This window comes from Streptomyces sp. NPDC051218, assembly GCF_044455475.1.
GTDB lineage: Bacteria > Actinomycetota > Actinomycetes > Streptomycetales > Streptomycetaceae > Streptomyces.
Map to the genome: position 1 here is coordinate 156,013 of NZ_JBITEU010000007.1, position 21,543 is coordinate 177,555.

General features: G+C 69.5%; 21 protein-coding genes. 10 read left to right on the top strand and 11 right to left on the bottom strand.

The genetic code is table 11. The annotated features are described in order from the left end of the window. Window positions 1-233: 233 nt before the first annotated feature. Window positions 234-1,280: an NAD(P)/FAD-dependent oxidoreductase gene (locus tag ACIBCK_RS21900; protein WP_399392585.1), complete on the top strand. Its 1,047-nt coding sequence runs from the start codon at window positions 234-236 to the stop codon at window positions 1,278-1,280. Window positions 1,281-1,318: 38 nt separating this feature from the next. Beyond that, window positions 1,319-1,699: a VOC family protein gene (locus tag ACIBCK_RS21905; protein ID WP_399392587.1), complete on the top strand. Its 381-nt coding sequence runs from the start codon at window positions 1,319-1,321 to the stop codon at window positions 1,697-1,699. A gap of 1 nt (window position 1,700) precedes the next feature. On the opposite strand, the gene ACIBCK_RS21910 is transcribed toward ACIBCK_RS21905, so the two are convergent. Further along, window positions 1,701-2,888 (bottom strand): acyl-CoA dehydrogenase, encoded by a 1,188-nt coding sequence (locus ACIBCK_RS21910; RefSeq protein ID WP_399392589.1) that lies wholly within the window; start codon window positions 2,886-2,888, stop codon window positions 1,701-1,703. Between the two features lie 285 nt (window positions 2,889-3,173). On the opposite strand from ACIBCK_RS21910, the gene ACIBCK_RS21915 reads away from it, so the two are divergent. Next, the gene (locus tag ACIBCK_RS21915; protein ID WP_399392591.1) at window positions 3,174-3,911 is read left to right on the top strand and encodes a dienelactone hydrolase family protein; all 738 of its coding nucleotides are present in this window, start codon (window positions 3,174-3,176) and stop codon (window positions 3,909-3,911) included. 140 nt (window positions 3,912-4,051) lie between these two features. On the opposite strand, the gene ACIBCK_RS21920 is transcribed toward ACIBCK_RS21915, so the two are convergent. The 4 genes from ACIBCK_RS21920 to ACIBCK_RS21935 all read right to left on the bottom strand — a co-directional run bounded on the left by ACIBCK_RS21920 (window position 4,052) and on the right by ACIBCK_RS21935 (window position 9,343). Next, window positions 4,052-6,025, bottom strand: coding sequence for a glycogen debranching N-terminal domain-containing protein (locus ACIBCK_RS21920; protein WP_399392592.1), 1,974 nt, complete (start codon window positions 6,023-6,025; stop codon window positions 4,052-4,054). Then, a complete protein-coding gene (locus tag ACIBCK_RS21925) occupies window positions 6,022-7,407 on the bottom strand; it encodes an MGH1-like glycoside hydrolase domain-containing protein (RefSeq protein ID WP_399392594.1) in 1,386 nt (461 codons plus the stop codon). The genes ACIBCK_RS21920 and ACIBCK_RS21925 overlap by 4 nt, the downstream gene beginning before the upstream one ends. Beyond that, on the bottom strand, window positions 7,404-8,204 hold the full coding sequence (locus tag ACIBCK_RS21930; RefSeq protein ID WP_399392596.1) for a sugar phosphate isomerase/epimerase family protein: 801 nt from the start codon (window positions 8,202-8,204) through the stop codon (window positions 7,404-7,406). The genes ACIBCK_RS21925 and ACIBCK_RS21930 overlap by 4 nt, the downstream gene beginning before the upstream one ends. A 92-nt stretch (window positions 8,205-8,296) precedes the next feature. Continuing rightward, the gene (locus tag ACIBCK_RS21935; protein ID WP_399392598.1) at window positions 8,297-9,343 is read right to left on the bottom strand and encodes a zinc-binding alcohol dehydrogenase; all 1,047 of its coding nucleotides are present in this window, start codon (window positions 9,341-9,343) and stop codon (window positions 8,297-8,299) included. A gap of 135 nt (window positions 9,344-9,478) precedes the next feature. On the opposite strand from ACIBCK_RS21935, the gene ACIBCK_RS21940 reads away from it, so the two are divergent. The 5 genes from ACIBCK_RS21940 (at window position 9,479) to ACIBCK_RS21960 (ending at window position 15,255) form a co-directional block, all read left to right on the top strand. Beyond that, complete coding sequence (locus ACIBCK_RS21940; protein WP_399392600.1) at window positions 9,479-10,885, top strand: ABC transporter substrate-binding protein; 1,407 nt, start codon at window positions 9,479-9,481, stop codon at window positions 10,883-10,885. Between the two features lie 88 nt (window positions 10,886-10,973). Continuing rightward, window positions 10,974-11,981 (top strand): carbohydrate ABC transporter permease, encoded by a 1,008-nt coding sequence (locus ACIBCK_RS21945; protein WP_399392602.1) that lies wholly within the window; start codon window positions 10,974-10,976, stop codon window positions 11,979-11,981. An 80-nt stretch (window positions 11,982-12,061) separates the two neighbouring features. Beyond that, a complete protein-coding gene (locus ACIBCK_RS21950) occupies window positions 12,062-12,937 on the top strand; it encodes a carbohydrate ABC transporter permease (protein WP_399393119.1) in 876 nt (291 codons plus the stop codon). A 92-nt stretch (window positions 12,938-13,029) separates the two neighbouring features. Further along, window positions 13,030-14,241: an ROK family protein gene (locus ACIBCK_RS21955; protein WP_399392604.1), complete on the top strand. Its 1,212-nt coding sequence runs from the start codon at window positions 13,030-13,032 to the stop codon at window positions 14,239-14,241. A 111-nt stretch (window positions 14,242-14,352) separates the two neighbouring features. Next, window positions 14,353-15,255: a Gfo/Idh/MocA family protein gene (locus tag ACIBCK_RS21960; RefSeq protein ID WP_399392606.1), complete on the top strand. Its 903-nt coding sequence runs from the start codon at window positions 14,353-14,355 to the stop codon at window positions 15,253-15,255. A gap of 117 nt (window positions 15,256-15,372) precedes the next feature. Here ACIBCK_RS21960 and ACIBCK_RS21965 read toward each other — a convergent pair whose 3' ends face one another. Both ACIBCK_RS21965 and ACIBCK_RS21970 read right to left on the bottom strand, forming a co-directional pair. After that, entirely contained in the window at window positions 15,373-15,738 is a 366-nt protein-coding gene (locus tag ACIBCK_RS21965; protein ID WP_399392608.1) for a hypothetical protein, read from the bottom strand. A 252-nt stretch (window positions 15,739-15,990) separates the two neighbouring features. Beyond that, window positions 15,991-16,716: a nucleotidyltransferase domain-containing protein gene (locus tag ACIBCK_RS21970; protein ID WP_399392610.1), complete on the bottom strand. Its 726-nt coding sequence runs from the start codon at window positions 16,714-16,716 to the stop codon at window positions 15,991-15,993. 262 nt (window positions 16,717-16,978) lie between these two features. On the opposite strand from ACIBCK_RS21970, the gene ACIBCK_RS21975 reads away from it, so the two are divergent. Further along, window positions 16,979-17,812, top strand: a complete 834-nt coding sequence (locus tag ACIBCK_RS21975; protein ID WP_399392612.1) for a PIG-L family deacetylase — start codon at window positions 16,979-16,981, stop codon at window positions 17,810-17,812. A gap of 139 nt (window positions 17,813-17,951) precedes the next feature. Here the strand turns inward: ACIBCK_RS21975 and ACIBCK_RS21980 are convergent, their stop codons facing one another. Both ACIBCK_RS21980 and ACIBCK_RS21985 read right to left on the bottom strand, forming a co-directional pair. Then, window positions 17,952-18,599, bottom strand: coding sequence for a hypothetical protein (locus tag ACIBCK_RS21980; RefSeq protein ID WP_399392614.1), 648 nt, complete (start codon window positions 18,597-18,599; stop codon window positions 17,952-17,954). A 246-nt stretch (window positions 18,600-18,845) separates the two neighbouring features. Next, window positions 18,846-19,589, bottom strand: coding sequence for a metallophosphoesterase (locus ACIBCK_RS21985; protein ID WP_399392616.1), 744 nt, complete (start codon window positions 19,587-19,589; stop codon window positions 18,846-18,848). A gap of 192 nt (window positions 19,590-19,781) precedes the next feature. Between ACIBCK_RS21985 and ACIBCK_RS21990 the strand changes: the two genes are divergently transcribed. Beyond that, window positions 19,782-20,411, top strand: coding sequence for a CGNR zinc finger domain-containing protein (locus ACIBCK_RS21990; protein ID WP_399392618.1), 630 nt, complete (start codon window positions 19,782-19,784; stop codon window positions 20,409-20,411). A 64-nt stretch (window positions 20,412-20,475) separates the two neighbouring features. Here the strand turns inward: ACIBCK_RS21990 and ACIBCK_RS21995 are convergent, their stop codons facing one another. Together ACIBCK_RS21995 and ACIBCK_RS22000 are read right to left on the bottom strand one after the other, a co-directional pair. Further along, the gene (locus tag ACIBCK_RS21995) at window positions 20,476-20,901 is read right to left on the bottom strand and encodes a DUF6069 family protein (protein WP_399392620.1); all 426 of its coding nucleotides are present in this window, start codon (window positions 20,899-20,901) and stop codon (window positions 20,476-20,478) included. Beyond that, a complete protein-coding gene (locus tag ACIBCK_RS22000) occupies window positions 20,898-21,509 on the bottom strand; it encodes a TetR/AcrR family transcriptional regulator (protein WP_399392622.1) in 612 nt (203 codons plus the stop codon). The genes ACIBCK_RS21995 and ACIBCK_RS22000 overlap by 4 nt, the downstream gene beginning before the upstream one ends. Between the last annotated feature and the right edge of the window lie 34 nt (window positions 21,510-21,543).

Sequence of the window (21,543 nt, forward strand, 5' to 3'; positions counted from 1 at the left end):
GGGCCGTCCCAGACGACGAAGGTTCCCCCCCGCGATCAAGGCATCGCGTGCAGGGGCGCATGCGGCGGTCTGTTCGCCGAGCATCCCGGCGAGGAACTCGCGCGTCACGGCGCAGCCGGGGCCGGTGGGAAGAGCCGCACCGAATTCCGTTGCGGGATTTCGCCCACGGGCCGAAGGTGATTCCACTGTTACAGCACCATCCTGAGCGGTCGATACCAACCGAAGAGGAGATCATGCCAGGCATTGTGGTTGTCGGTGCGGGAATCGTCGGCTCCTCGGTGGCCTACCACTTGGCGCGTGAGGGGGCCCCTGTGACCCTGCTGGAACGAGGCCCGGCTCCAGGCATCGGCGTGACGGGGGACTCCTTCGCTTGGATCGGCGGCTTCGGCGGTGACTGGCCCGGCGGTGCGCAAGACCTGCGTGGATACGTACTCGCCGACTACCAGCGTCTGGAAGCCGAGTTGCCTCAGCTCGTGGTCCGCCGGACAGGCTCGCTGGCCTGGACCGATACCCCGGCCAAGGCCACGTCGGACGCACACCCGGGGCCCGGCCAGCTCCGCATCGGGCGGCGCGACATCGCCACCCTGGAACCCAACCTCCTCCACCCTCCCGACCACGCCCTCCACATCCCGAGCGACGCAGGCATCGATCCCACGGAGCTGAGCGGCGCGCTGGTGGCCGCCGCGTGCGCACACGGAGCGAACGTGCTCTACGAAACAGCCGTAACTGCCTTACAGATGACCGGCGGACGCATCGTCGGAGTGCAGTCCTCGACCGGCTTCCACGCCGCCTCCACGGTCGTGCTCACGGCCGGTGCTCACGTCCCCAGGCTCTGTGAGCCCTTGCTGCGCGGCGGCCTGCCCCTCGGTGTGTCTCCGGCCACCCTGGCGCGAGTCGCGGCACCTCCCGGCCTGGTCAAGACCATCGTGGCCACACCGGATTTCGAAGTCCGAGAGGTCCGCGACGGTGACCTCTTGCTGACCGTGCCGCAGCGTGAAGGAACAGCAGCAACCGCGGAGCAGGCCGCGCGACGCGCACTTCGCCTCCTGCAGACTGCCTTCCGTGGAGGCGGCCAAGCACGCCTGGTGGGTTACCGCACCGCCGATCGCCCCATGCCCGCCCACGGCCCGCTCATTGGCTACGTGGTACCAAATCGATCTGTGTACGTCGCCGTCATGCATTCCGCAGTCACCTTGGCACCCACCGCCGGTCGGCTGGTGGCCGAGGAGCTCACGACCGGCAGGCCACCCCGCGAACTACGGCGCTGTCGGCCTAACTAGGGTGTGTCGCGAACGTCAGTGAGCGGGTCGGAGGTGCCATGTCCCTGCAGATGCAGTTGAGCGCGATAACGCTCGACTGCCCTGATCCGATGGCTCTGGCGGTGTTCTATCAGCAGGCCACCGGGCTCGAACTCCACCCGAAGTCAGATGACGAGTTCGCCGGCCTCAACTGCGGGGACGGGAACGGGGTTCTCGTCGGCTTCCAGCGAGTAGACGACTACCGTGCTCCGAGCTGGCCCGATCAGGTCGTTCCGCAGCAGCTCCACATCTGTTTCAAGGTCGGGGACGACCTCGGCGAGGCCGAGGCGCGGCTGCTCGAGTTGGGTGCGGGCAAGCCGGAGCACCAGCCTCATGGCACCAAGGCGCGGGTTTTCACAGATCCGGCCGGGCATCCCTTCTGTGTGGTCAGAGGCGGATAGTTCAAGCAAGGGGCGCCAAGTCGAGGAATTCCCAGTGAGTTTGGGGCTGCGCGCCGCTGAGCCACTTGCCGCAGTTCTGCAGGACCGTGGGGCTCGAGGTGATGTGCTGCGTACCCGTGTTGAGGTCGCGTAGGAACCGGTCGATCGGGCCGCGCCGGATCGCCGCCGTCCCGGACCAGCGATGCACCGTCCGGCCCACCTCCTGCACGGTCCACGTTGCGTGGTTGAGCGCCAGCCTGAGCAGCGTGTCTTGCTCGGTACTCGGTATCTCGCCCGCCTCCAGGGCGACTTCGATGCCCTGCCAGACCTCCATCGCCCACGCCCGCGCGGAACGAAGCTTTGCTTCGGCGCTCGCGTACTCCGCGTGGAACTGCGCGGTGTCGACGGCGGCATTACGCATGCCGGACTTGGCCGCGGCGACCAACTTCAGTTCGTCGAGCAGGCGCCGCCCGACACCGAGCGCCCAGCCCGTGTGTCCGATGGCGGACATGTTGACCAAACCGATGCGGTAGATCGCGCCACCGTTGGTCGGGTTCGTCGTCGTGGCGGTATACGTGTGCGTGGCGGGCACGTGCACATCGGTGCAGTGGTAGTCGATGCTGTGTGTCGCACGCAGCCCCAGCACATCCCAGTTGTCGACGAGTTCCACCTGCCGCTTCGGCATCGCCAGCACCCGCAGCTCATCCGTGCCCTCGACCTGGATCGCACTGTGGATGTGGGTGGCGTGTGCCATACCGGAGGCGAACTGCCAACTGCCGCTCACCAGATAGCCACCCTCGACCGGGACCGCCCGGCCGGGCCGGGTGCCGTGCCCTGCCAGTAACGCGTGGTCCCCGCCCGCGACATCCGGGAACAAGTCGGCAGCCGCGACGGCATCGACGTAAGCCGCTGTGGTGCCTGTCATCAACTGGAGCGCCATCATCGTCCACCCGGCCGAGGCGTCGTGCCGGCTGAGCCGCTCCACTGTCTGCATCAGTTGCCGCGGGGAGAACTCGTAGCCGCCGAGGTTCTGCGGCAGCGCGGCCCTCACGACCCCGGCGCCGAGCAGCGCCCGCGCGGTGTCCTCGGTGAGTCTGCCGAGTTCCTCGGCCGTCTCCGCGTCCGCGTCGACCGCCTCGCCGAGTACGTCGATTCGCTCGAGCAGCGCGGGAAATTCCGGGCTGACGTGCAATCCGGCCGAGACCGTCATGGATGATCGCTCCTCGCAACTAGCGCCGCCGTGCCGTTCCTACATTCCTAGGGGGGACGCGGCGCGGACCTGGCGCGGTTCTCCGGGCGCGCTCTGGCCCGGACGGTCCCGAAAAATCGGTGGGCGGGCCACGGCGGCCGCTGCTAATCTGCCGAGGCCGTGCGAGAGAACGAGGAGGTGGTACCCGTGAACGCAGTATCGACATGGGTGCTCCCCTCCGGGGTCACGGCTGGGCGATAGGTCGTCCGGGAGCGCCGTTCAAGCGCTCTCCCGAAAGGCACGACCATGCACTTCACTTCAGAACGACGCCTCGACGACGGTGTCCTCGAACGCGAATTCACCCTCGGCGAGATTCGCGGCACCGAGATCCCCGGCACCCTGTGGACGCCTGCTTCAGCAGGACCCGCCCCGCTGATCCTGATGGCCCACAACAACGGCCTGCCCAAGCGGGAACCGCGGCTGGTGGCCCGAGCCCGGCACTCCGCGGCGTACGGCTACGCGGTGGCGACCATCGACGCCGCAGGGTGCGGTGACCGGCCCCGATCCGCCGCCGACGAGCAGGTTCGCGCCGAGCTCCGCCGGGCGATGCAGGCCGGCGAGCCGGTCGACGAGATCTTCGAGTCCTTCATCGGCCCGCTGGTCGAAAAGGCGGTCCCCGATTGGCAGACCACGCTGGACGCCCTCTCCGCACTGCCCGAGATCGGCGGCCAGGTCGGGTACTCGGGGTGGACTGCCCTCGGCATTCGCCTCGCGGCGGTCGAGCCGCGCATCGCGGCCGCCGGTTTCTTCGCCGGGGGTTACGTGCCTCAGGCGCAGCGCGAGGAGGCCCGGCAGATCACCATCCCGCTGCTGCTCCTGCTGCAGTGGGACGACGAAGGCAACCCCCGGCAGCGGGCCCTTGACCTGTTCGAGGCGTTCGGCAGCAAGGAGAAGACGCTGCATGCCAACCTGGGCGGGCACACCGGCACTCCGTGGTTCGAGGTGGACGACGGCAACCGCTTCTTCGGAGGGCACCTGAAGTGACATGAAGCCGTGAAGCCGTCATGGAGGGCAGGCCCCGGCATGGCCACGGTCCGCCCTCCATGACGTCGGCCAACGCGCGCGCCAGATGCGTCGGCCAACGCGCGCGCCGATGCCGATGACGTCGGCTGACGCGCCCGCCGTTACGACAGTGTGCTCAGTGCCGTGAGAACGGCCAGCGGCGTCGCCGCCGCCCATGCCTGCGGTGAGCAGGAGTGGGGGTAGGGGACCGGCCGCTGGTGTTGGGCGCGCTCGTATCCCGCCATCACCTCGGGCAGACGGTGGTCCTGGTACGCCGACGCCGCCACCAGCCCATGAGCGACCTCACGTGCCTCGTCGGCGAGCCCGCAGCGGGCGAGACCGAGCAGGACGACCGCGGTGTCGTGAGGCCAGCAGCTGCCCCGGTGGTAGGAGAGCGGGTGGTATCCGGGCTGCCCAGAGGCCAGCGTCCGGATGGCCCAGCCGGTGAAGAAGTCGGGCTGCAGCAGGCGTTGTCCCACGCGGCGGGCCTGCGACGCGTCGAGGATGCCGGACCACAGGAGGTGACCGGCGTCGGAAGCCAGCGAGTCGACGTGCCTGCCCTCGCCGTCCAGCGCGAGAGCGGGGAAGTCGGCCTCGGCCATCCAGAAGTCGCGTACGAAACGCACGCGCAGCTGAGCCGCCGCCTCCTCGAGCCGGTCGGCGAAAGCAGCGTCGTCCCACAGTGAGCGGGCGAGGTGTGCTGTGCGGACCAGTGCGTCGTAGGCGTAGCCCTGGGCCTCGGCGACGGCGATCGGCCCTTCGGCCTGTGTGCCGTCGAGGAAGCAGATCGCCCCTGCGGAATCCTTCCAGTTCTGGTTGACCAGGCCCTGCGGATCGGGGGAGTAGACCAGGTAACCACGGTCGTCCAGACCGCCGTCCCGGAACATCCAGGCGACGGCGGCCCGTGCCTGCTCCTCCAGGCGCAGAGCGAGCGTGTGGTCGCCGGTGGCCTGCGTGTAGCTGTCCAGGAGCACCAGGAAGAGCGGGGTGGAGTCCACCGAGCCGTAGTAACGGCCGTACGGCACCTGGCGGAAGTGGGCCAGCTCGCCGTGCCGTATCTCATGGACGATGCGGCCGGGCTGCTCGTTGCGGAACGCGTCGTACTCCGTGCCCTGCGTCGCGGCGAGTGCGCTGAGCGTTCCCGCGGCCAGCTGTGGCCGGTAGGGGAGTGCGAAGAGCGAGGTGAGCAGTGAGTCGCGCCCGTAGAGCGAGAGGAACCAGGGGACTCCGGCGCCGGGCAGGCGCACGCTCTCCCCGTCCGGCCCGGGGGCGGACACCCGCAGCGAGGCCAGGTCGCTGAGTCCACGGGCGCAGGCGGCGGCGAGCCCGTCGGGAGCGTCCGGCGGCATCGGCAGTGGGGAGCCGAGGAAGGCCGCGCGGTCGGCGGCCAGGTCGGCCGCAGCCCGGGAAGGCGTGATGGGCTCGGTCGGCGCGGCGGTTTCCGGCGCACCGGGCGCGTGTGCCGCGGCCGACAGGAGCAATTGCGCGCTGCCGTGAGCCGGCAGGTCGATGTGCCACTCCAGCCGGTGTGCGGTGTCGGCCCGCGACGGCTTCAAGGGCTCTTCGGGTCGCACCGCCGTGGGGGCGGGGGTCGCGGACACCGTGGTCCTGGCGACCCAGTCCGCCCGCTCGTAGACGAAGGCGACACCGTCGGGCAGGACAGTCGCGGCGCGCCGGGCGCCGTCCTTGGCGTAGTCCCGCTTGTCGGACCGCAGTTCGAGCTGATCGGCGAAGTCGGCGTCCACGGTCAGGCCGAGGACGGCTGTGGTGGGGGACGGGCGGTTGTTGACCAGTTGGATACGTTCCGTCAGAACCCCTGGGGCCAGGGCCTGTTCGCGGAAGACGGTGTAGGCCGGGGGCTCGTCGCGGGTGCCCGGCGGGGTGAGCACGCACTGGGCTGACGTCTCGCCCGCGGACGGGGTGAGCACGAGGGGAGTGGTGCCGTCGACCGTCAGGGTCCACCGGCTCACATGGCGTGCGTCGCGGTGGAAGAACCCGTCGGGCGACGAGCCGCTGCGGCCGGTCAGACCACCGTCGGCGCCGAGCACGGCGAAGGTGCCTGAGTGGATCAAGGTGGTGTCCGCTGCGCCGTTCACGTACGCGCTCCGTTCGAAGGGCTTGCGAGGCCGGGGTCCGCGGAGCGCCGGCCGGCCAGCAGGTCGAGGGTGAGGGCCGCGGTCCATCCGAAGTCGCGGGTGCCGCGGGCCTGGGCGGTGACCGGGTCCACGTATTCGGCGAAGCCGCTCGTACCCGCCGCGCCGAGCATGGCCGTGCGCAGCGCGTCCGCCGCGCCGAGTTGTCCGTACTGGCGCAGGCCGCGCTCGAGGAGCCAGTTGGTGTTGAACCACGCCGGTCCCCGCCAGTAGCGGGACGGGTCGAAGTCACGCCCGTCGAAGTCGTACGACGGCAGCATGGGAACCGCGCCGAGCCGGAAGCCGGGGCCGGCCGCTGTGGTGAGCAGGGCGTCGACGATGTGCTGGGGGAGTGCGGGAACGATCAGCGGCACGAGACCGGCGATGCTGCGCTCGGCGATGAGGTCGCCGCCGACCAGGTCGCGGTTGAGGAACATGCCGTCGGCGGGCGACCAGAGCCGCTCGACCAGCGCGGCCGTCAGGCGGGCCGCCCGCTCCTCGTGCGGAGCCGGGTCGGCACCGATCTCGGCGGCGATCCTGGCGAGGGCGTGTTCCGAGACGATCAGGAGCGCGTTGACGCAAGGGTCCTCGACGGCGAAGGCGTGGTCGCTGCCCGCGTCCGCGTAGCCGCTGTCCCGGTAGTCGGTGGCGAGCCGCACATAGCGTCCGTAATCCAGGTCGGTGGGACGTTCCGCGGGCTGCCCGTGGTCGAGATCGGCGCGCCGGTAGGAGCCCGCGGCGACGGGGTCGACGCGCGCCAACGGGCCGTCCCAGCAAGGGCTGTTGTCCATGCCGGGCTCCCAGGGGTGCACCATGGCGGCTAGTCCCCCGCGGCCGAGATCGCGCGGCCCCGTCAGGTAGTCGTGCCAGGCGGCGAGCCGGCCGTACAGGCGGGGCAGAAAGCCGCGGCGGCGCGAGGCCTGGGGGTCGGCTTCGTGGACGAGCCAGGCGGCCATGGCGTGGACCGGCGGCTGCACGATGCCGGAGGTCTCGGTGTGGGTGGGGGCTCCGGCGGCGGCGCCGGCCGTGGAGGAGCGCCAGAAGTCGGGGCTGGGGAAGTAGGCGTCCAGCGGCACCTGCGGGTTGAAGACGATGTGGGGCACGCGCCCGTCGACCCACTGGGCGCCCAGCAGGCTCTCCAGTTCGCGCTGGGCCCTGCGTACGGAGAGGTGGCGCAGGCCGATCGCGATGAACGCCGAGTCCCAGCTCCACTGGTGCGGATAGAGGCCGCGGGAGGGGACGGTGGAGATGCCGGTCCAGTTGCGGAGCAGGACCCGTGCCGCGCCGCGCCGAAGGGTCAGGTCATCGGCGGCGGCGGGCACGGGAGTTTCGAGCAGCGAGGTCACGCGCCGGACCTCCGCAGGAACGCGGGGATGGAGCGCACCGCCTGGACGGGGTCGCCGGTCAGCCGGCACTCGGCGGCGAGGTAGCCGTCGAAGCCGATGGTGTGCAGGGCGCCGAGCCATGCGGGCCAGTCGAGGTGACCGGCGCCGGGCTGGAACCGGTTGGAGTCGCTGACCTGCGCGTGCCCGATGTAGGGGGCGACGGCGAGGATGGCCTCGGCGGGGTCGGCCTCCTCGATGTTCATGTGATAGCTGTCGATGCCGATGCGCACGGAGTCGAGGCCAACCGTGCGGATCAGGTCCGCCGCCTGGTCGAGGCGGTTGACCATGTGGTCCTCGTAGCGGTTGAGGGGCTCCAGGTAGAGGGTGACGCCCTCGGTGCGCGCGTGTTCGCCGAGCTCGCCCAGCCCTTCGATGAGGACCTCGCGGTCCTGCTGCTCGGAGCGGGGCGGCTCGAAGGGCGGCAGGCGGCGCGAGAACATTCCGTACGAGGCCGGTGTCTGTACGCCGAGCGCGCCGATCTCGGCTGCCACGCTGAGCTGCGACTTCATCTGTGCCAGCGCGTCGCGCCGCAGGTCGTCGTCGAACGCGGCGAAGAAGTGGAGCATGTCGACGCAGACGGTCGGCATGACCACTCCGTCGGCGATGGCCTGCTTCAGCTCGGGAAGCCGGTCACGGAAGTGGAAGTCGCCCTTGGAGCGCAGCTCGACCGCGTCGTAGCCGGCGTCCTGCGCGAACGCCCACTTCTCCTGGAGTGTGTCGCCCGGGAGAAGCTGTTCCTGGCAGGCGGTTTTCAGCATGGTGAAGCCTTTCAGCGCTGAGCGTCAGCGGTCTGGTGTGTCTGGATAACTGCTCGTGTGCCGGGGCCGTGCGCCTGGCCCGTGCGCGGGGTTCAGAACTCCAGCACGATCTGCAGGGCGTCGGCGGGCCGCTCGTCGAGCAGCACGTAGGCGTCGGCGGCGTCCGCTACCGGCACGACGTGACTGACCAGGGACTTCACGTCGACCTGGCCCTCGGCGACCAGGGACAGGAACGTCTGCTGCAGCCGCTCTACGGTCCACCGTCCGGCCAGCTGCGGGGGAACCCCGCCGATCTGGGAGCAGATCAGCTGCACCCGGTTGTGATGGAACTCGTCGCCCAGGCGCAGCCCCGCTCCGTCACCCTGGTAGAAGCCGGACGCCACGACGCGGCCGCCGACGGTCACCGAACGCAGGGCCTCGTGCAGGGCCGGGTACACACCGCTGATCTCGATGGCGACATCGGCGCCCGTGCCGCCGGTGGCCTCGCGGATGCGTTCGGCGACGGTGTCGGTGCGTGCGTTGAGGGTGTGCCGCGCGCCGTACTCACGGGCCGTCACCAGGCGTCCGTCCAGGGCGTCCACGGCGGTGACGCGGGCGCCGTTGAGCTGGGCGAGGCGGGTGGTGAGCAGGCCGATGACGCCCTGGCCGAAGACCGCCACCTCCTCGCCGAGGTGGATGTCGGCGGCGAGCACCGCGTTGTACGCGATGGCGCCGACCCGGGCGAAGGCCCCGGCCAGGGGTTCGAGACCGGCGGGCAGAGTGTGGCCGATCATGCGCTCGGCGGGGACGATGCCCTCGCTGCGGTGGCCCCAGATGCCCCACACGAGGTCGCCAGGAGTGGGCATGCCGGGCGTGTCGACGAGTTCGGGGGAGACCTCGGTGACCTCGCCGACCTCGGAGTAGCCCCACCCGGCGACCGGGTACTCGATGCCGGCCGCGCCGTCGCGGAAGATCCGCGCCTCGGCGTCCCAGGTGCGCGTCAGGTAGGGGTTCGTGCCCCGGTAGGCGGTGAGTTCGGTGCCCGCGGAGATGCCGGAGTAGCGGGTGCGCACCCGCAGATGTCCTGCGGGCAACGGCGCACTCTCGTGCTCGGCTACTTCGACCTGACGGGGGCCGGTGAACTGGACGACGCGTTCCACGGGAGCTCCGGTAGTGCTGGGAATGGGTGTTACTCGCTGACTTACGTCGAAGGTATCTCAGAGTTATGTCTTGTCAATACGCAAAAGTGGTGCTGAGATGCTCGGGACAGTGCGTGAGTGGCGTGAGGACACAGCATGTTGATGAAAACCCGGCGGTCGAGGGCGGCCCGGTACGGGCTCGCCGCGACCTTGACCGCGGGCCTGCTCGCAGGCTGCTCCGGCAGCTCCGACGCCGAGCGGCAGGCCGACAACACGATCACGGTGTGGTCGCAGGAGAACCTCCCACCGCGGATGGCGGCGACCGAGAAGATCGTCAGCCGTTTCGAGAAGGAGACGGGCGTCGAGGTGAACCTGGTCGGCGTGGACGAGGCGCAACTGCCGCAGCTGATCATGTCGGCGGCCGCCTCCGGCAAGCTCCCGGACGTCATCGGCGCCGTCCCCATGGGTCAGGTCTGGCAGATGTACGGCAACGGCCTGCTGAACACGAAGGTCGCCGACCAGATCGTCGATGACCTCCACCCGGGCACCTTCAACGCCAACGCCCTGTCCCTCACCCAGGACCACGGCACCCGCCTCGGCGTCCCCTCCGACGCCTGGCTCCAGCTGCTGGTCTACCGCAATGACCTCTTCGCCGACGCAGGCCTCAAGGCCCCGGACACCTACACGAAGGCCAGGAAGGCGGCGGCCGCTCTCGACAGCGAAGGCCGGGCAGGCATGTCCGCCGCCACCGACCCCTCGGACGTCTTCACCCAGCAGAGCTTCGAGGACCTCGCCCTGGCCAACGGCTGCCGGCTCGTCGACTCGGCCGGCAAACCCGCGCTCGACTCGCCGCAGTGCCGCAAGGCCTTCGCCGCGTACGACGACCTCGCACGCGAGCACGGTGCGTCCGGCACCCAGAGCGTCGACACCACCCGCGCCACCTACTTCGCGGGCAAGTCCTCGATGATGATCTGGTCGTCCTTCCTGCTCGACGAGTTGGCCGGCCTGCGCTCGGACGCGCTGCCCAGCTGCCCGCAGTGCAAGAAGGACCCCAAGTTCCTCGCCCGCAACACCAACGTGATCACCTCCCTGCAGGGTCCCGACGGCAAGGAACCCGCCCAGTTCGGCGAGATCACCTCCTGGGCCGTCACCAAGACCGCCGAGACCGGCGCCTCCCGCAAGTTCATCGAGTACATGATGAGCAAGGGATACGAGGACTGGTTCGGCATGGCCCCCGAAGGCAAGATCCCGGTCCGTACCGGCACCAAGAGCGAGCCCGGAACCTTCGACCGGGCCTGGCGCTCCAGCGTCATGGGCGTCGACCGCCGCGCCTCCATGCAGAAGGCCTACCCGCCGGAGCTCCTGGACCGGCTCGTCGCGGGCGTGGGCAACATGAAGCGCTGGGGACTCACCGAGGGCCAGGGCGCGCTGGTGGGCGCCACCAACGGAGAGCTGCCCGTGGCCAAGGCCATCGGCGCGATGACCAGCGGCCAGATCTCACCGGACGAAGCCGCCGAGGAGGCCAACGACGAGGTGGCCGCGCTCCAGAAGTCCCTCCAGTAGCCGCCCGCACAGGCGCTCCCCTCAGACGGTTCTTCAGACGGTCCTTCAGGCGCTCTTCCCGGCGCTCCTTCTTCGAGGTAACCCATCCATGAGCACACTCCAGAGCGGCGCGAAGAAGCGCCGCCACCACCAACCCGAGCCTTCCGGAAAGAACCAGCCGCAGTCCTCCAGTAGGCGGGAGAACCGCGCCGGACTCGCCTTCGTAACCCCCACCTTCCTGGTGGTCCTGGTCGTGGTGATCCTGCCGATCCTGTGGACCGTCCTGCTCGCCTTCCAGCACGCCAGGCTCGTCAACATCCAGGACAGCGGTCTCTTCGGCCGCTGGACCCTGGCCAACTTCGAGCAGGTATTCGGCTCGCCCGGCTTCTGGAGCAGCCTCGGCACCACGCTGCTCTACACCGTCGGCTCCACCGTGGGCTCCGTCGCCCTCGGTCTCATCGCGGCCCTCGCCCTGCGCAAGCCCTTCCGCGGCCGGGGCATCCTGCGTGCCGCGATGCTCCTGCCGTACGTCGCGCCGGTGGTCGCCGTCGCCTTCGTCTGGGAAGTGGCGCTCAGCCCCCAGTTCGGCATCGTCAACGAATGGGGCCACAAGCTCTTCGGCTGGGACGACCCGATCGCCTTTCTGTCCACCCGGTCCTACGAAGTGAGCCTGCTCGGCGTGCACTTCGACATCCCGCTGGCCCTGCTCACCGTCATAGCCTTCGAGACCTGGCGCTACTTCCCCTTCGCCTTCCTCTTCATGCTCGCCCGCCTCCAGGCCGTACCCAGCAGCCTGGAAGAGGCCGCGGAAGTCGACGGAGCCACGCTGACCCAGCGCTTCCGCCACATCCTGCTGCCGCAACTGATGCCCGTCATCGCGCTGTTGTCCGTCCTGCGCTTCATCATGACGTTCAACAAGTTCGACGACATCTACCTGCTCACGGGCGGCGGCTCCGGCACGGACGTCGTGGCCGTACGCGTCTACGACTTCCTCACCTCACGCTTCGATGTCGGCGCCGCGTCCGCACAGGCGCTGGTCCTGGCCGTCGCGCTGATGGCCCTCCTGGGCATCTATTTCAAGTTCTTCGGCAAGAAGGTGCAGGAGGAGTCGGCATGACCCGGACCCAGACGATGACCCGAGCGGGCACCGAGCAGCCACAGCGGCCGGACCGCCCCCGGTCCGAGCCGCCGAGCCGCATGCCGCGGCTGACCCGCGCGCAGTTCGAGGAGCGCTTCTTCGGCGTCCTGCGCTGGGTCGTGATCGCCTTCCTCGCCGCGATCACGATCGTGCCCTTCTACTACATGCTCCTGCTGTCGGTGAAGCCCATCGACGCACTGCTTCTCGACCCCGGCAACCTCTGGGTCTCTGCCAAGGACTTCACCCTCAGCACGTACGAGAACGTGCTCAAGTCGTCCTCCGACGGCGGCCAGGGTTTCCTCGGCATGCTGCTCAACTCGGCACTCGTCGCCGTCGCCACGGTCCTGCTGACGCTGGCCGCCGCGGTGCCCGGCGCGTACGCGGTCAGCCGACTGAAGTTCTTCGGCAACCGGCACGTCAGCGCCATCTTCCTGGCCGTCTACCTCTTCCCCGCGACACTGCTCGCGGTGCCGCTGTTCGTCATGTTCGCGAAGATGGGGCTCTCCGGCAGTCTCGTCGGCCTGGCCATCGTCTACATCGCCCAGACGGTCCCGGTCTCGATCTACATGCTCAAGAACTACTTCGTCACCATCCCCTTCAGCATCGAGGAAGCGGCGGCGATCGACGGGGCCTCACGGCTGCAGACCGTCCGAAAGATCATCCTGCCGCTCGCCACGCCGACCCTGATGGCCACCGGGCTCTACGTATTCATGATCGCGTGGAACGAATTCCTCTTCGCGCTCCTTTTCCTGGCCGCCGAGCCCGACAAGTGGACGGTCTCGCTGGGACTGCAGCAACTGGCCAACGGCATCGAGGTGTCCAAGACCGTACTGATGGCCGGGTCGGTCATCCTCACCATCCCCGTGGTACTCCTGTTCTTCGCCGCCGAACGGCTCCTGACCGAGGGCCTGACCAGCGGCGCGGACAAGGGCTGACACCGGCTCAGCACGGCAGGCACCACACGCATCACACGCATCACCCGCACGACACGGCACAGATCAACAGGACAGGACGGGGAACAGCGGGCATGGCAGGAAACCAGGCCAGCGCAGGGCACCTGCTGCAGCTCATCCGCAGCGGACAGGCCACCACGCGCGGAGCGCTCCAGCAGGCCACCGGACTCTCCCGGTCGACGGTGGGCCACCGGCTCGACCAGCTCTTCGCGGCCGGCTGGCTGCGCGATGCGACGGGTGCCTCCACCGGCGGACGCCCCTCCGCGCGCCTGGAGTTCGACCCGACGCACGCCGTGGTGATCGCCGCGGACCTGGAGACCCGGCACGCGCGCGCCGCGGTGCTCGACCTGTCGGGAAACGTTCTCGCCGAGCACAGCGGAGCCCTCCTCATCGGCGACGGCCCCGACCGCGTCCTGGACGAACTGGCCCGCTGGTTCGCCCCGTTGCTCGCCGAGGCAGGTGCCGACGCGGCACGGGTCTGCGGCATCGGCCTTTCCGCGCCGGGCCCGGTCGACTGGGAGACGGCCCAGATCGTGCAGCCGCCGATCATGCCGGGCTGGGACCGCTTCCCCGTACGGGAACGACTGCGCGAGGCATGGGCCGAGCACATCGGCCCCGCGTCCGATGCGGGGCCCCCGCCCGTCTTCGTGGACAACGACGCCAACCTGATGGCCTTGGCGGAGCAGCGAGTCGGTCACCCGGACTGCAGTGCCTTCGTTCTGATCAAGGCTTCCACGGGCATCGGCGCCGGCGTCATCGTCGGCGGACAGGTCTACCGAGGCATCGACGGCGGGGCCGGCGACATCGGCCACATCCGTCTGCACGACCGCCCTGACGCCCTGTGCATGTGCGGTTCCTACGGCTGTCTCGCCGCGGTCGCCAGTGGTGGCGCCATCGCCAGGCAGCTGACCGCCGCCGGAGTGCCCACCGCTTCGGGATCCGACGTTCGCGCCCACCTCGCCACCGGCCACCCGGACGCTACGCGCTTCGCCCGGGAGGCGGGCCAGCGCGTGGGCGAAGTCCTCGTCACCGTCGTCACCTTGCTGAACCCCGGCGTTCTGGTCCTCACCGGCGACTTGGCCGGAACGCCCTTCCTCACCGGTGTACGTGAGCTCCTCTACCAACGCGCCATGCCGCGCACCACCTCCCACCTTCAGGTCGTCACGTCGGAACTGGGCGACCACGCCGCCCTGATGGGCGCCACCCTCATGGTCGTCGAACACCTCTACGCGCCGGATACGGCGGATGCGCGCCTCGTCGCGCTCCTCGCCACCGGCGACAGGTGAACCGCTCACGCGCGACGCCGGACCCACTTCCGCGCACTACAGGCCACGCGCACCACAGGCCATGCCCCCGCACATCACAGGCCACGCACACGCACACCCCGGAGTAGCACCATGCCGCACCTCAGCACCCCCGACGCCGCCGCTTGGGCCCATGCGCCCGTCCACGTGGGCCTCGTGGGGGCCGGCCCGTGGGCTCGTGCCATGCATGCGCGCATGCTGGCCGCGGGCCCGGAGACGACACTCGCCGGGGTCTGGGCCCGTCGGCCCGAGGCTGCCGCGGAGGTCGCCGCGGCGTACGGTGCTCCGGTCGCCGCCTCCTACGAGGAACTCCTCGACATGTGCGAGGCAGTGGCCTTCGCCGTACCGCCCGCCGTGCAGTCCGCCCTTGCCCCGCGTGCCGCTGCGGCGGGCCGCGCACTGCTCCTGGAGAAGCCGCTCGGTGTCGACCTGGACGCCGCCCGCGGAGTCGCGTACGCGGTTGCCGAGCACCAGGTGATCTCCCAGCTCGTCCTCACCAAGCGGTACCACCCGGCCACCCGCGCCTTCCTCGCCGAAGCGGCGAAGCGGGATGTGTCCGGTGCCCGCTCGTGCTACCTGCACGGTGCCTTTCTCGGGGGCGACTTCGCCACGGGGTGGCGGCTGGAGCACGGCGCGCTGCTCGACCTGGGCCCGCACCTCCTCGACCTGCTCGACACCGCCGTCGCCCCGATCGTCTCCGTACGCGCCACGGGCGATCCGAAGCGCTGGATCGAACTGACCTGTGAACATGAGAACGGGGCGATCAGTCAGGCTTCCCTGTCCGGCAGCGTGAACCTTCCGCGGGCCAGGACGCGGGTGGAGCTCTTCGGGCCCGGCGAAGAGCTGGTCTACGACACGGCCGGCATCGACCACGAGGAGTGCTGGCCCATTCTGCGGCGCGAGTTCGCCACCGCGGTCCGTACGGGACACGGCACGGGAATCGACGCGGCGCACGGCCTCCACATCCAGCGACTGCTCGACCACGCCGCGGGCTGACGATACGGGCGCCCGCTGTCAGCGCGACAGCGGGCTCTACGACTGAAGGCGTCAGGGTGGAGAGGGGCAATGCCTCTCCACCCTGACGCCTTCAGTGGTTGATGTATGCGGTAGAAGTCAGATGCGCCCATGCGTCAGCCGTGTCAACGGTCCGCCCTGGACCTTCGCGGTCCGGCGCCCGGCGGTGAAGGAAACACCGACCACACTGACCAGGCCGGCGGCAGCCCCCGCGGCGATGGCCTTACGGTTCTTCACCAGGGTCCAGCCGGCGACTGCCGTGGAAGCGACCTTGCCGGAGGCCGACACCACTGTCTTGCCGCCGCTCTCGATGCCCGCGGCTGCCGCCTGCTTCGCACGCTGCGTCGCGAGTCCGAACGAATGCGCACCAGAAGTGGCGGCGTCGGCCGCCTCCCCGGCGGTCCCCTTCGCCTTCTCGGCAGCCTCGGTCGATTCCTGCTTGGCCTTCTGTGCGGTGGTGTTCACCTTGCGCGCTCCTGTACTCGCAGCGGACCGCCCCTTGGCGGATGTTGCCTTCGTGCTCTGTCGAGCGTTTCCGGCGCTGTCACTGGAATTTCTTCTCTCGTCAGCCATGGAGTCCGTGTTGCCGTTCAACGCCTCGTGAAACAAGAAGGGTTCGACTACTGGTGAACATCGCTCCCACGAGCTGGATCTTCCGACGCATATTGCTACCGATATTGCTACCGAAAACGGACGGGTGGACGCCGCACCGCATGCTCACGCGCGCCAGCGGTGTACGTATCCCTCCATCAACGGGCCCCCGACCAAGTCGAGAGCCTGCTTGACCGCAGCGGCCAACGGCGCGGGGTCGGCGTGCTCGGACACGGCGCGATGCCCGTTCAGGAGGGCTGTACCCAGGGTGGGATCCGCGATCAGCAACCGGCGGGGAAGCCACTTGCCGATCCCTGTCCAGGCACGGTGATGGGCGGTAACCAGGTCAGCCGCCAAGCGCAGCACCTGATCGGCGAGGGAAAGCTGCTCGTACCGGTCCGCCGGTGGAGTGTCGCCGAGGTCGTCCAGGAAGCAGGTGAGGGCGTAGCGACCGTGTTGCCATTCGGCATCGGTGAGCGGTGGAGGACCGGACGCGAGCACGCTTCGAGCCAGCTGGCGGGTACGGGCCACGTGTCCGTGTGGATCAGCCAGGGGCAGACCTTGGTCGTAGACGAAGAGGACGGTGCCGCGACGCCGGGCCCGGTCCCAGGCAAAGAACTCGGGAACGTCCGCAAGGGTGTTCAGAAACAACTCGACTATGCGGCCATCGTGACGGATCACCTCCCGGCGGCTCGTGTCGGAGTCGGGGAGGAGAACGGCCACATCCAGATCGCTGGCAGGGGTGGCACGCCCTTGAGCGGCGGAACCTCCGAGCAGGGCACCCAGGGCATGCGGGAACAGCTCGTTGACCACACGGAGAGCTTGGGCTTCGACAGCTTCTTGATCGTCCATGGACGCTCATCGTGCCAGCCCACCCGCTCGCCACGGCATTGGTTCCCGACGCCTGGAAAACTAGAGGCCCGTGCCGGGAACAGGTGATCCGGGCGGTGCTGTTGCACCGACGGGGGCACCGGCGCCCGGCGGCCGGGGAACGGAGAGCACGAGGTCATCGGCCCCACCGGGATTCGGGCGTCCGCGCCCCAGATCGCGGCGCAGTGGAGCCTGGGCCACGACGCCTGGGCCAGGACATTTTCTTGCAGGAGGACTGTTTTTTATGATCGACCGGCCTTTGACACTCATGGCAGTACACGCCCACCCCGACGACGAGGCCACCGGAACCGGAGGTGTCCTCGCGCGGTATGCGGCGGAAGGATTCCGTACGGTACTTGTGACGTGTACCGACGGCGGTTGCGGGGACGGGCCGGGGGGCGTAAAGCCAGGCGATCCCGGCCACGATCCGGCGGCCGTCGCCCAGATGCGCCGTCAGGAACTCAGGGAGAGCTGTGACGTCCTGAAGATCAGCGATCTGGAGACGCTGGACTATGCCGACTCCGGAATGATGGGCTGGTCGAGCAACGACGCCCCCGGATCCTTCTGGCAGACCCCCGTGGAGGAAGGCGCCGCCCGCCTCGCGGAACTCATGCGGCACTACCGCCCTGATGTGGTCGTCACTTACGACGAGAACGGCTTTTACGGCCACCCCGACCACATCCAAGCCCACCGCATCACGATGGCGGCGCTGGCGATGACCACGCTGACACCGAAGGTGTACTGGACGACGATGCCCCGCTCGATGATGCAGCGGTTCGGGGAGACCATGCGCGAGTTCCAGGAGGACATGCCGGAGCCGGATCCCGCCGAGGCCGCCGCGCTCGCTGAGATCGGTCTTCCCGACGACGAGATCACCACGTGGGTGGACACCACCGCCTTCAGCGGCCAGAAGTTCGACGCGCTGGCCGCGCACGCCAGTCAGGGCGAGAACATCTTCTTCCTCAGGATGGGCAAGGAGAGGTTCGGCGAGCTGATGGGCATGGAGACCTTCGTACGCGTCGCGGACTCCACGGGCGCGGCCGTACCCGAGAACGACCTCTTCGCCGGACTACGCTGATCCACCCGACAGGGACGGGCTGGGTGGGCCGGGCCTGGTCGCCATCGGCCAGGCGCTAACCGGGAAGCAGCCACCACACCGCGGCCCGGACCGTCCGCGGTCTACCCAGCGCCCCCGTGCGCGAGCAGTGCGACGCCAGTCATCCGATCGGCACGCGCATCTCCTTGCGTACCTGCAGCGTCGTCCGCGCGACCTGCGCCAGGTCGACGTCCTGGGGGTCCTGGTTCACGTTCTCATCGGTCACCAGGCCCACGGCGGCTCCGGTGTTGGCGTCACCCCACGCGCACATCGGGACGTTGCTCCGTGTTCCGTCCCGCTCGGAGGTCAACACCTGGCAGCGCAGCGTCGTGTCCGAACCCGAGGGTGTGATGTCGCGGGCGGGGACGGCGACCGTAGCGCCCTCGGCTTCGGCGGCGCCCTCCATCATGTCGGAGCGCGCCGCGGCCGGGTTCTTGAACTGCCCGTACATGCCGGAGACGACCAGCCTGCTGCCGTCCTGTTCTCCTTGCCCCATGTAACCGCCCACGACAGCCGTGGGGTTGCGGACGTTGCTGCGGTTGCGGTTCTGCTCCACGACCCGCCGACCTGCGGTGTCCGACTGGTCCGTGCTGAGCGTGAACGTTCCTCCGGCCAACTGGTCAGGCACCCGCAGGCGGTACTTCGCCTCCGGGAACCCCGCACCATCGCCGACCATGGCGAAACCCGCGATCACCAGGACCAAGGCCCCCACGCCGGCACCGACGACGGCCAGCACTTTGCCGGTGCTGCGTTTGGCCGGCGGCGTCATGGGCGGCGCACCCCAGTAACCGGGGCCGGGACCAAGACCTGGGCCAGGACCCGGGCCCGCCCCATAAGGCTGCTGCCCGGACGGCCCGTACGGGGGAGGGGCGGCACCGAAACCGGCGGGTGGTGAGGGCGGCGTGGACATGCCGCCACGCTACGTCATTGCGTGGACACGGCAACGCCCGGCCCGGCCTGGGCAGTTGTGGGGCGGCGCCTCCGAGCGAGTGAGCGATTGAGTGAGCGGGCCGGGTCAGAGCACGACGCGGTAGTGGGTGGTCAGGCGACGGTCGTCGCCCAGAACGTGGAAAGCGAGACCGGGGGGCTGGTCGCGGTCGGCGGGGTGGTCGCTCTCCCAGGGCATGCGCAGGGTCCAGGTGACGGCCGGCCCGACGATCAGTGGGCGAGCGGCGAAGGTGGAGGCCGCCGCTGTGTGAGCGTGGCCGGTCAGGAGGGCGACGACCTGGGGGTGTGCGTCGAGCAGGGCGGCCAGTTGCTCGGGCTGTTCGAGCATTCCGGAGTCGGGCAGGGGATGGTGGAGTTCGACCGGTGGCTGATGGAAGGCGATCAGCGCCGGGGTGTCCTGCGGCAGGCCCGCGAGTTGGGTGTCGAGCCAGTCGAGCGTCTCGGCATCCAGGCGCCCCTCGTCGCGGCCGGGGATCGTGGAGTCGCACATGAAGATGGCGGTCCCGGCAATGTGGTGCATCCGGTTGATGGGGGTGGTGCCTGGGGTCTCTCCGAGCAGGGCCTTGCGGTAGGCCGGACGTGCGTCGTGGTTGCCGGGGCAAGTGAGCACCGGGAAGGGGGCCTTGAGGATGCGCGCCGCTTCCTCGTACTCCGCCTCTGTGCCGTGGTCGGCGACATCTCCGGTGACCAACAGGGCGTCGACCGGGTGGGGCAGGGCTCGCAGGTAGTCCATGACGCGGTCGGCACGCTGGATGGACCTCTGGCTGCCGTCCAGGTGCAGGTCGCTGATCTGGGCAAGCAACACTGTCATGATCCATCCCCCGTAATTCGTCTCCTCGTCTCGTCGGTTCCTTCGAGACGATCTGACCACCGCTCCACGCCGGGACAGGCCCCCGACCATCCAGTGTCTAACGGTAGTTCTCATTTAACCGTTAGGGACTCTAGGGTGTACGTGGGCGGGTGATCAAGTAGCTGACGCGGACAGACCCGGAAGGGGGCGCTGATGGAACGCTGGCTGGCACTGGAGTTGGCGAGCACGATCCGCCACGACGGAGACGGCGGCGTCACCGATGACCTCGCCACGGTGCATGGAACGGGCCACTGGATCCAGGCTCAGGCCGATCTCCTGGCTGTACACGTCGCGCCGGGAGAGGTCGCCGCGGACGAAGGGCTCAGGAGCGAGATCATCGAGCTGCGGCGCGCGATGCGCGCGCTGTTCGCACGGACGGTCAGCCCGGCGCCGCCCAGCCCGGCGCCGCCCAGCCCGGCGGACGCACGCCGGCTGATGCCGGCTGACCAGGCAATAGCCCACATCAACGCTGTCGTTGCGCGCGAGCCAGTCGTTCCGCAATTGGACTGGCCCTCCGAAGGAACACCTGCTGCCCGCCTGCAGTCGCCGGAGAACGACCCGAACATCCGGCTCATGGCCACCTTGAGCCGCGCCGCCATCGACTTCCTGAGCGGCCCCCAGCGCGAGCACCTCCGTGCCTGCACCGCTCCGCGGTGCGTGCGTTACTTCGTCAAGTCCCACGGGCGGCAGGAGTGGTGCAAACCGTCCTGCGGAAACCGCGCCCGGGCAGCGCGCCATTACCGACGCCAGCGCCTGGCACCCGAGGGTGGCCCCACCTTGTGATGACTCCCGGAGGCGTTGGCGCTGAACGAAAGCACCGACCGCCCAGCGCCACCTCTGCGGTACGTCAGCGCTGCGCGACGGTCACATCACTGCAGTTGCTCCGCGCCCCGGGGTTCCTGCCGCCAAGCCCCGGGATCAGTACCGCCGCCACCGCCAGGTGCATCAGAGCGAGGGCGGCCCGGGTGCCGCCGTCCATGCCGTCGCCGATGAACGGCAGGAAAGACACGGCCAGTACGACGCCGGCTGCCCCGGTCCAGATGGCGCGGGCGCGGCGCGCCGCAAACCGCTCCAGGATGGCCAACAGCCCCCAGGCGGAGAGCGACGCCAGCAGCGCGACCGACACCACCGGCACGGCTCCGATGTGAAGGGTCTGCTCGCTGTCGGCGATCCGTAGCCGGTGTCCCAGCAGGGGGTCCGCGACCAGCCATACCAGGGCGGCGGACAGGACGGCTAAGGCCGTGACTCCCAGGCGCCTTCCTCGCGCGCTCACTTGGCGCCCCTTGAGACCGCTCCGTGCAGGAAGACGTCCACCAGTTCCTGCGGGGTCAGGTCGGGTTCGTCCTCCGTTCGCGGCTGGGTGAAGAGCAATCCGAAGAAGAGGGCGGCGATCTGCTCGGGCGGCCGGCGCAGGGTCGCCCTTTCGGGCTCCAGCAGTTCCGCGAGGGCCGCGCGGATACGGGTCGTCGACTCGGCGCGGCCCGCGCCGCGCACCGTACCGGGGTGCTTGCCGCCGCGATGCCCCAGCGAGCCGACGATCGCGCCCATCCTGTCCATGTGCGCCTGCAGCGCCTCGGCCGCCTCCGCGAGCCGGTCGGGCAGAGGCTGGGACACGTCGATCGCGTCGAGCTCGCGGATCGCGTGCTCGGGGGAGAGCGCCTCGGCCACGCAGGCCTGCAGCAGTTCGTCCTTGTCGGCGAAGACACGGAAGATCGTGCCCTCGCCGATGCCCGCGGCGCGGGCGATCTTCGCGGTCGTTACCGCGGCCCCGTATTCGGCGATCAGCGGGATGGCGGTCTGGATGATCATTTCACGGCGCCGCTCCGGCGACATGGCGGCGGCGCGGCGGCGAGGGGGCGGGTTCTCCTTGGCTGCTGTCATGGTGCCGAGCTTACGGAGTGAGTCCTCACTCCGT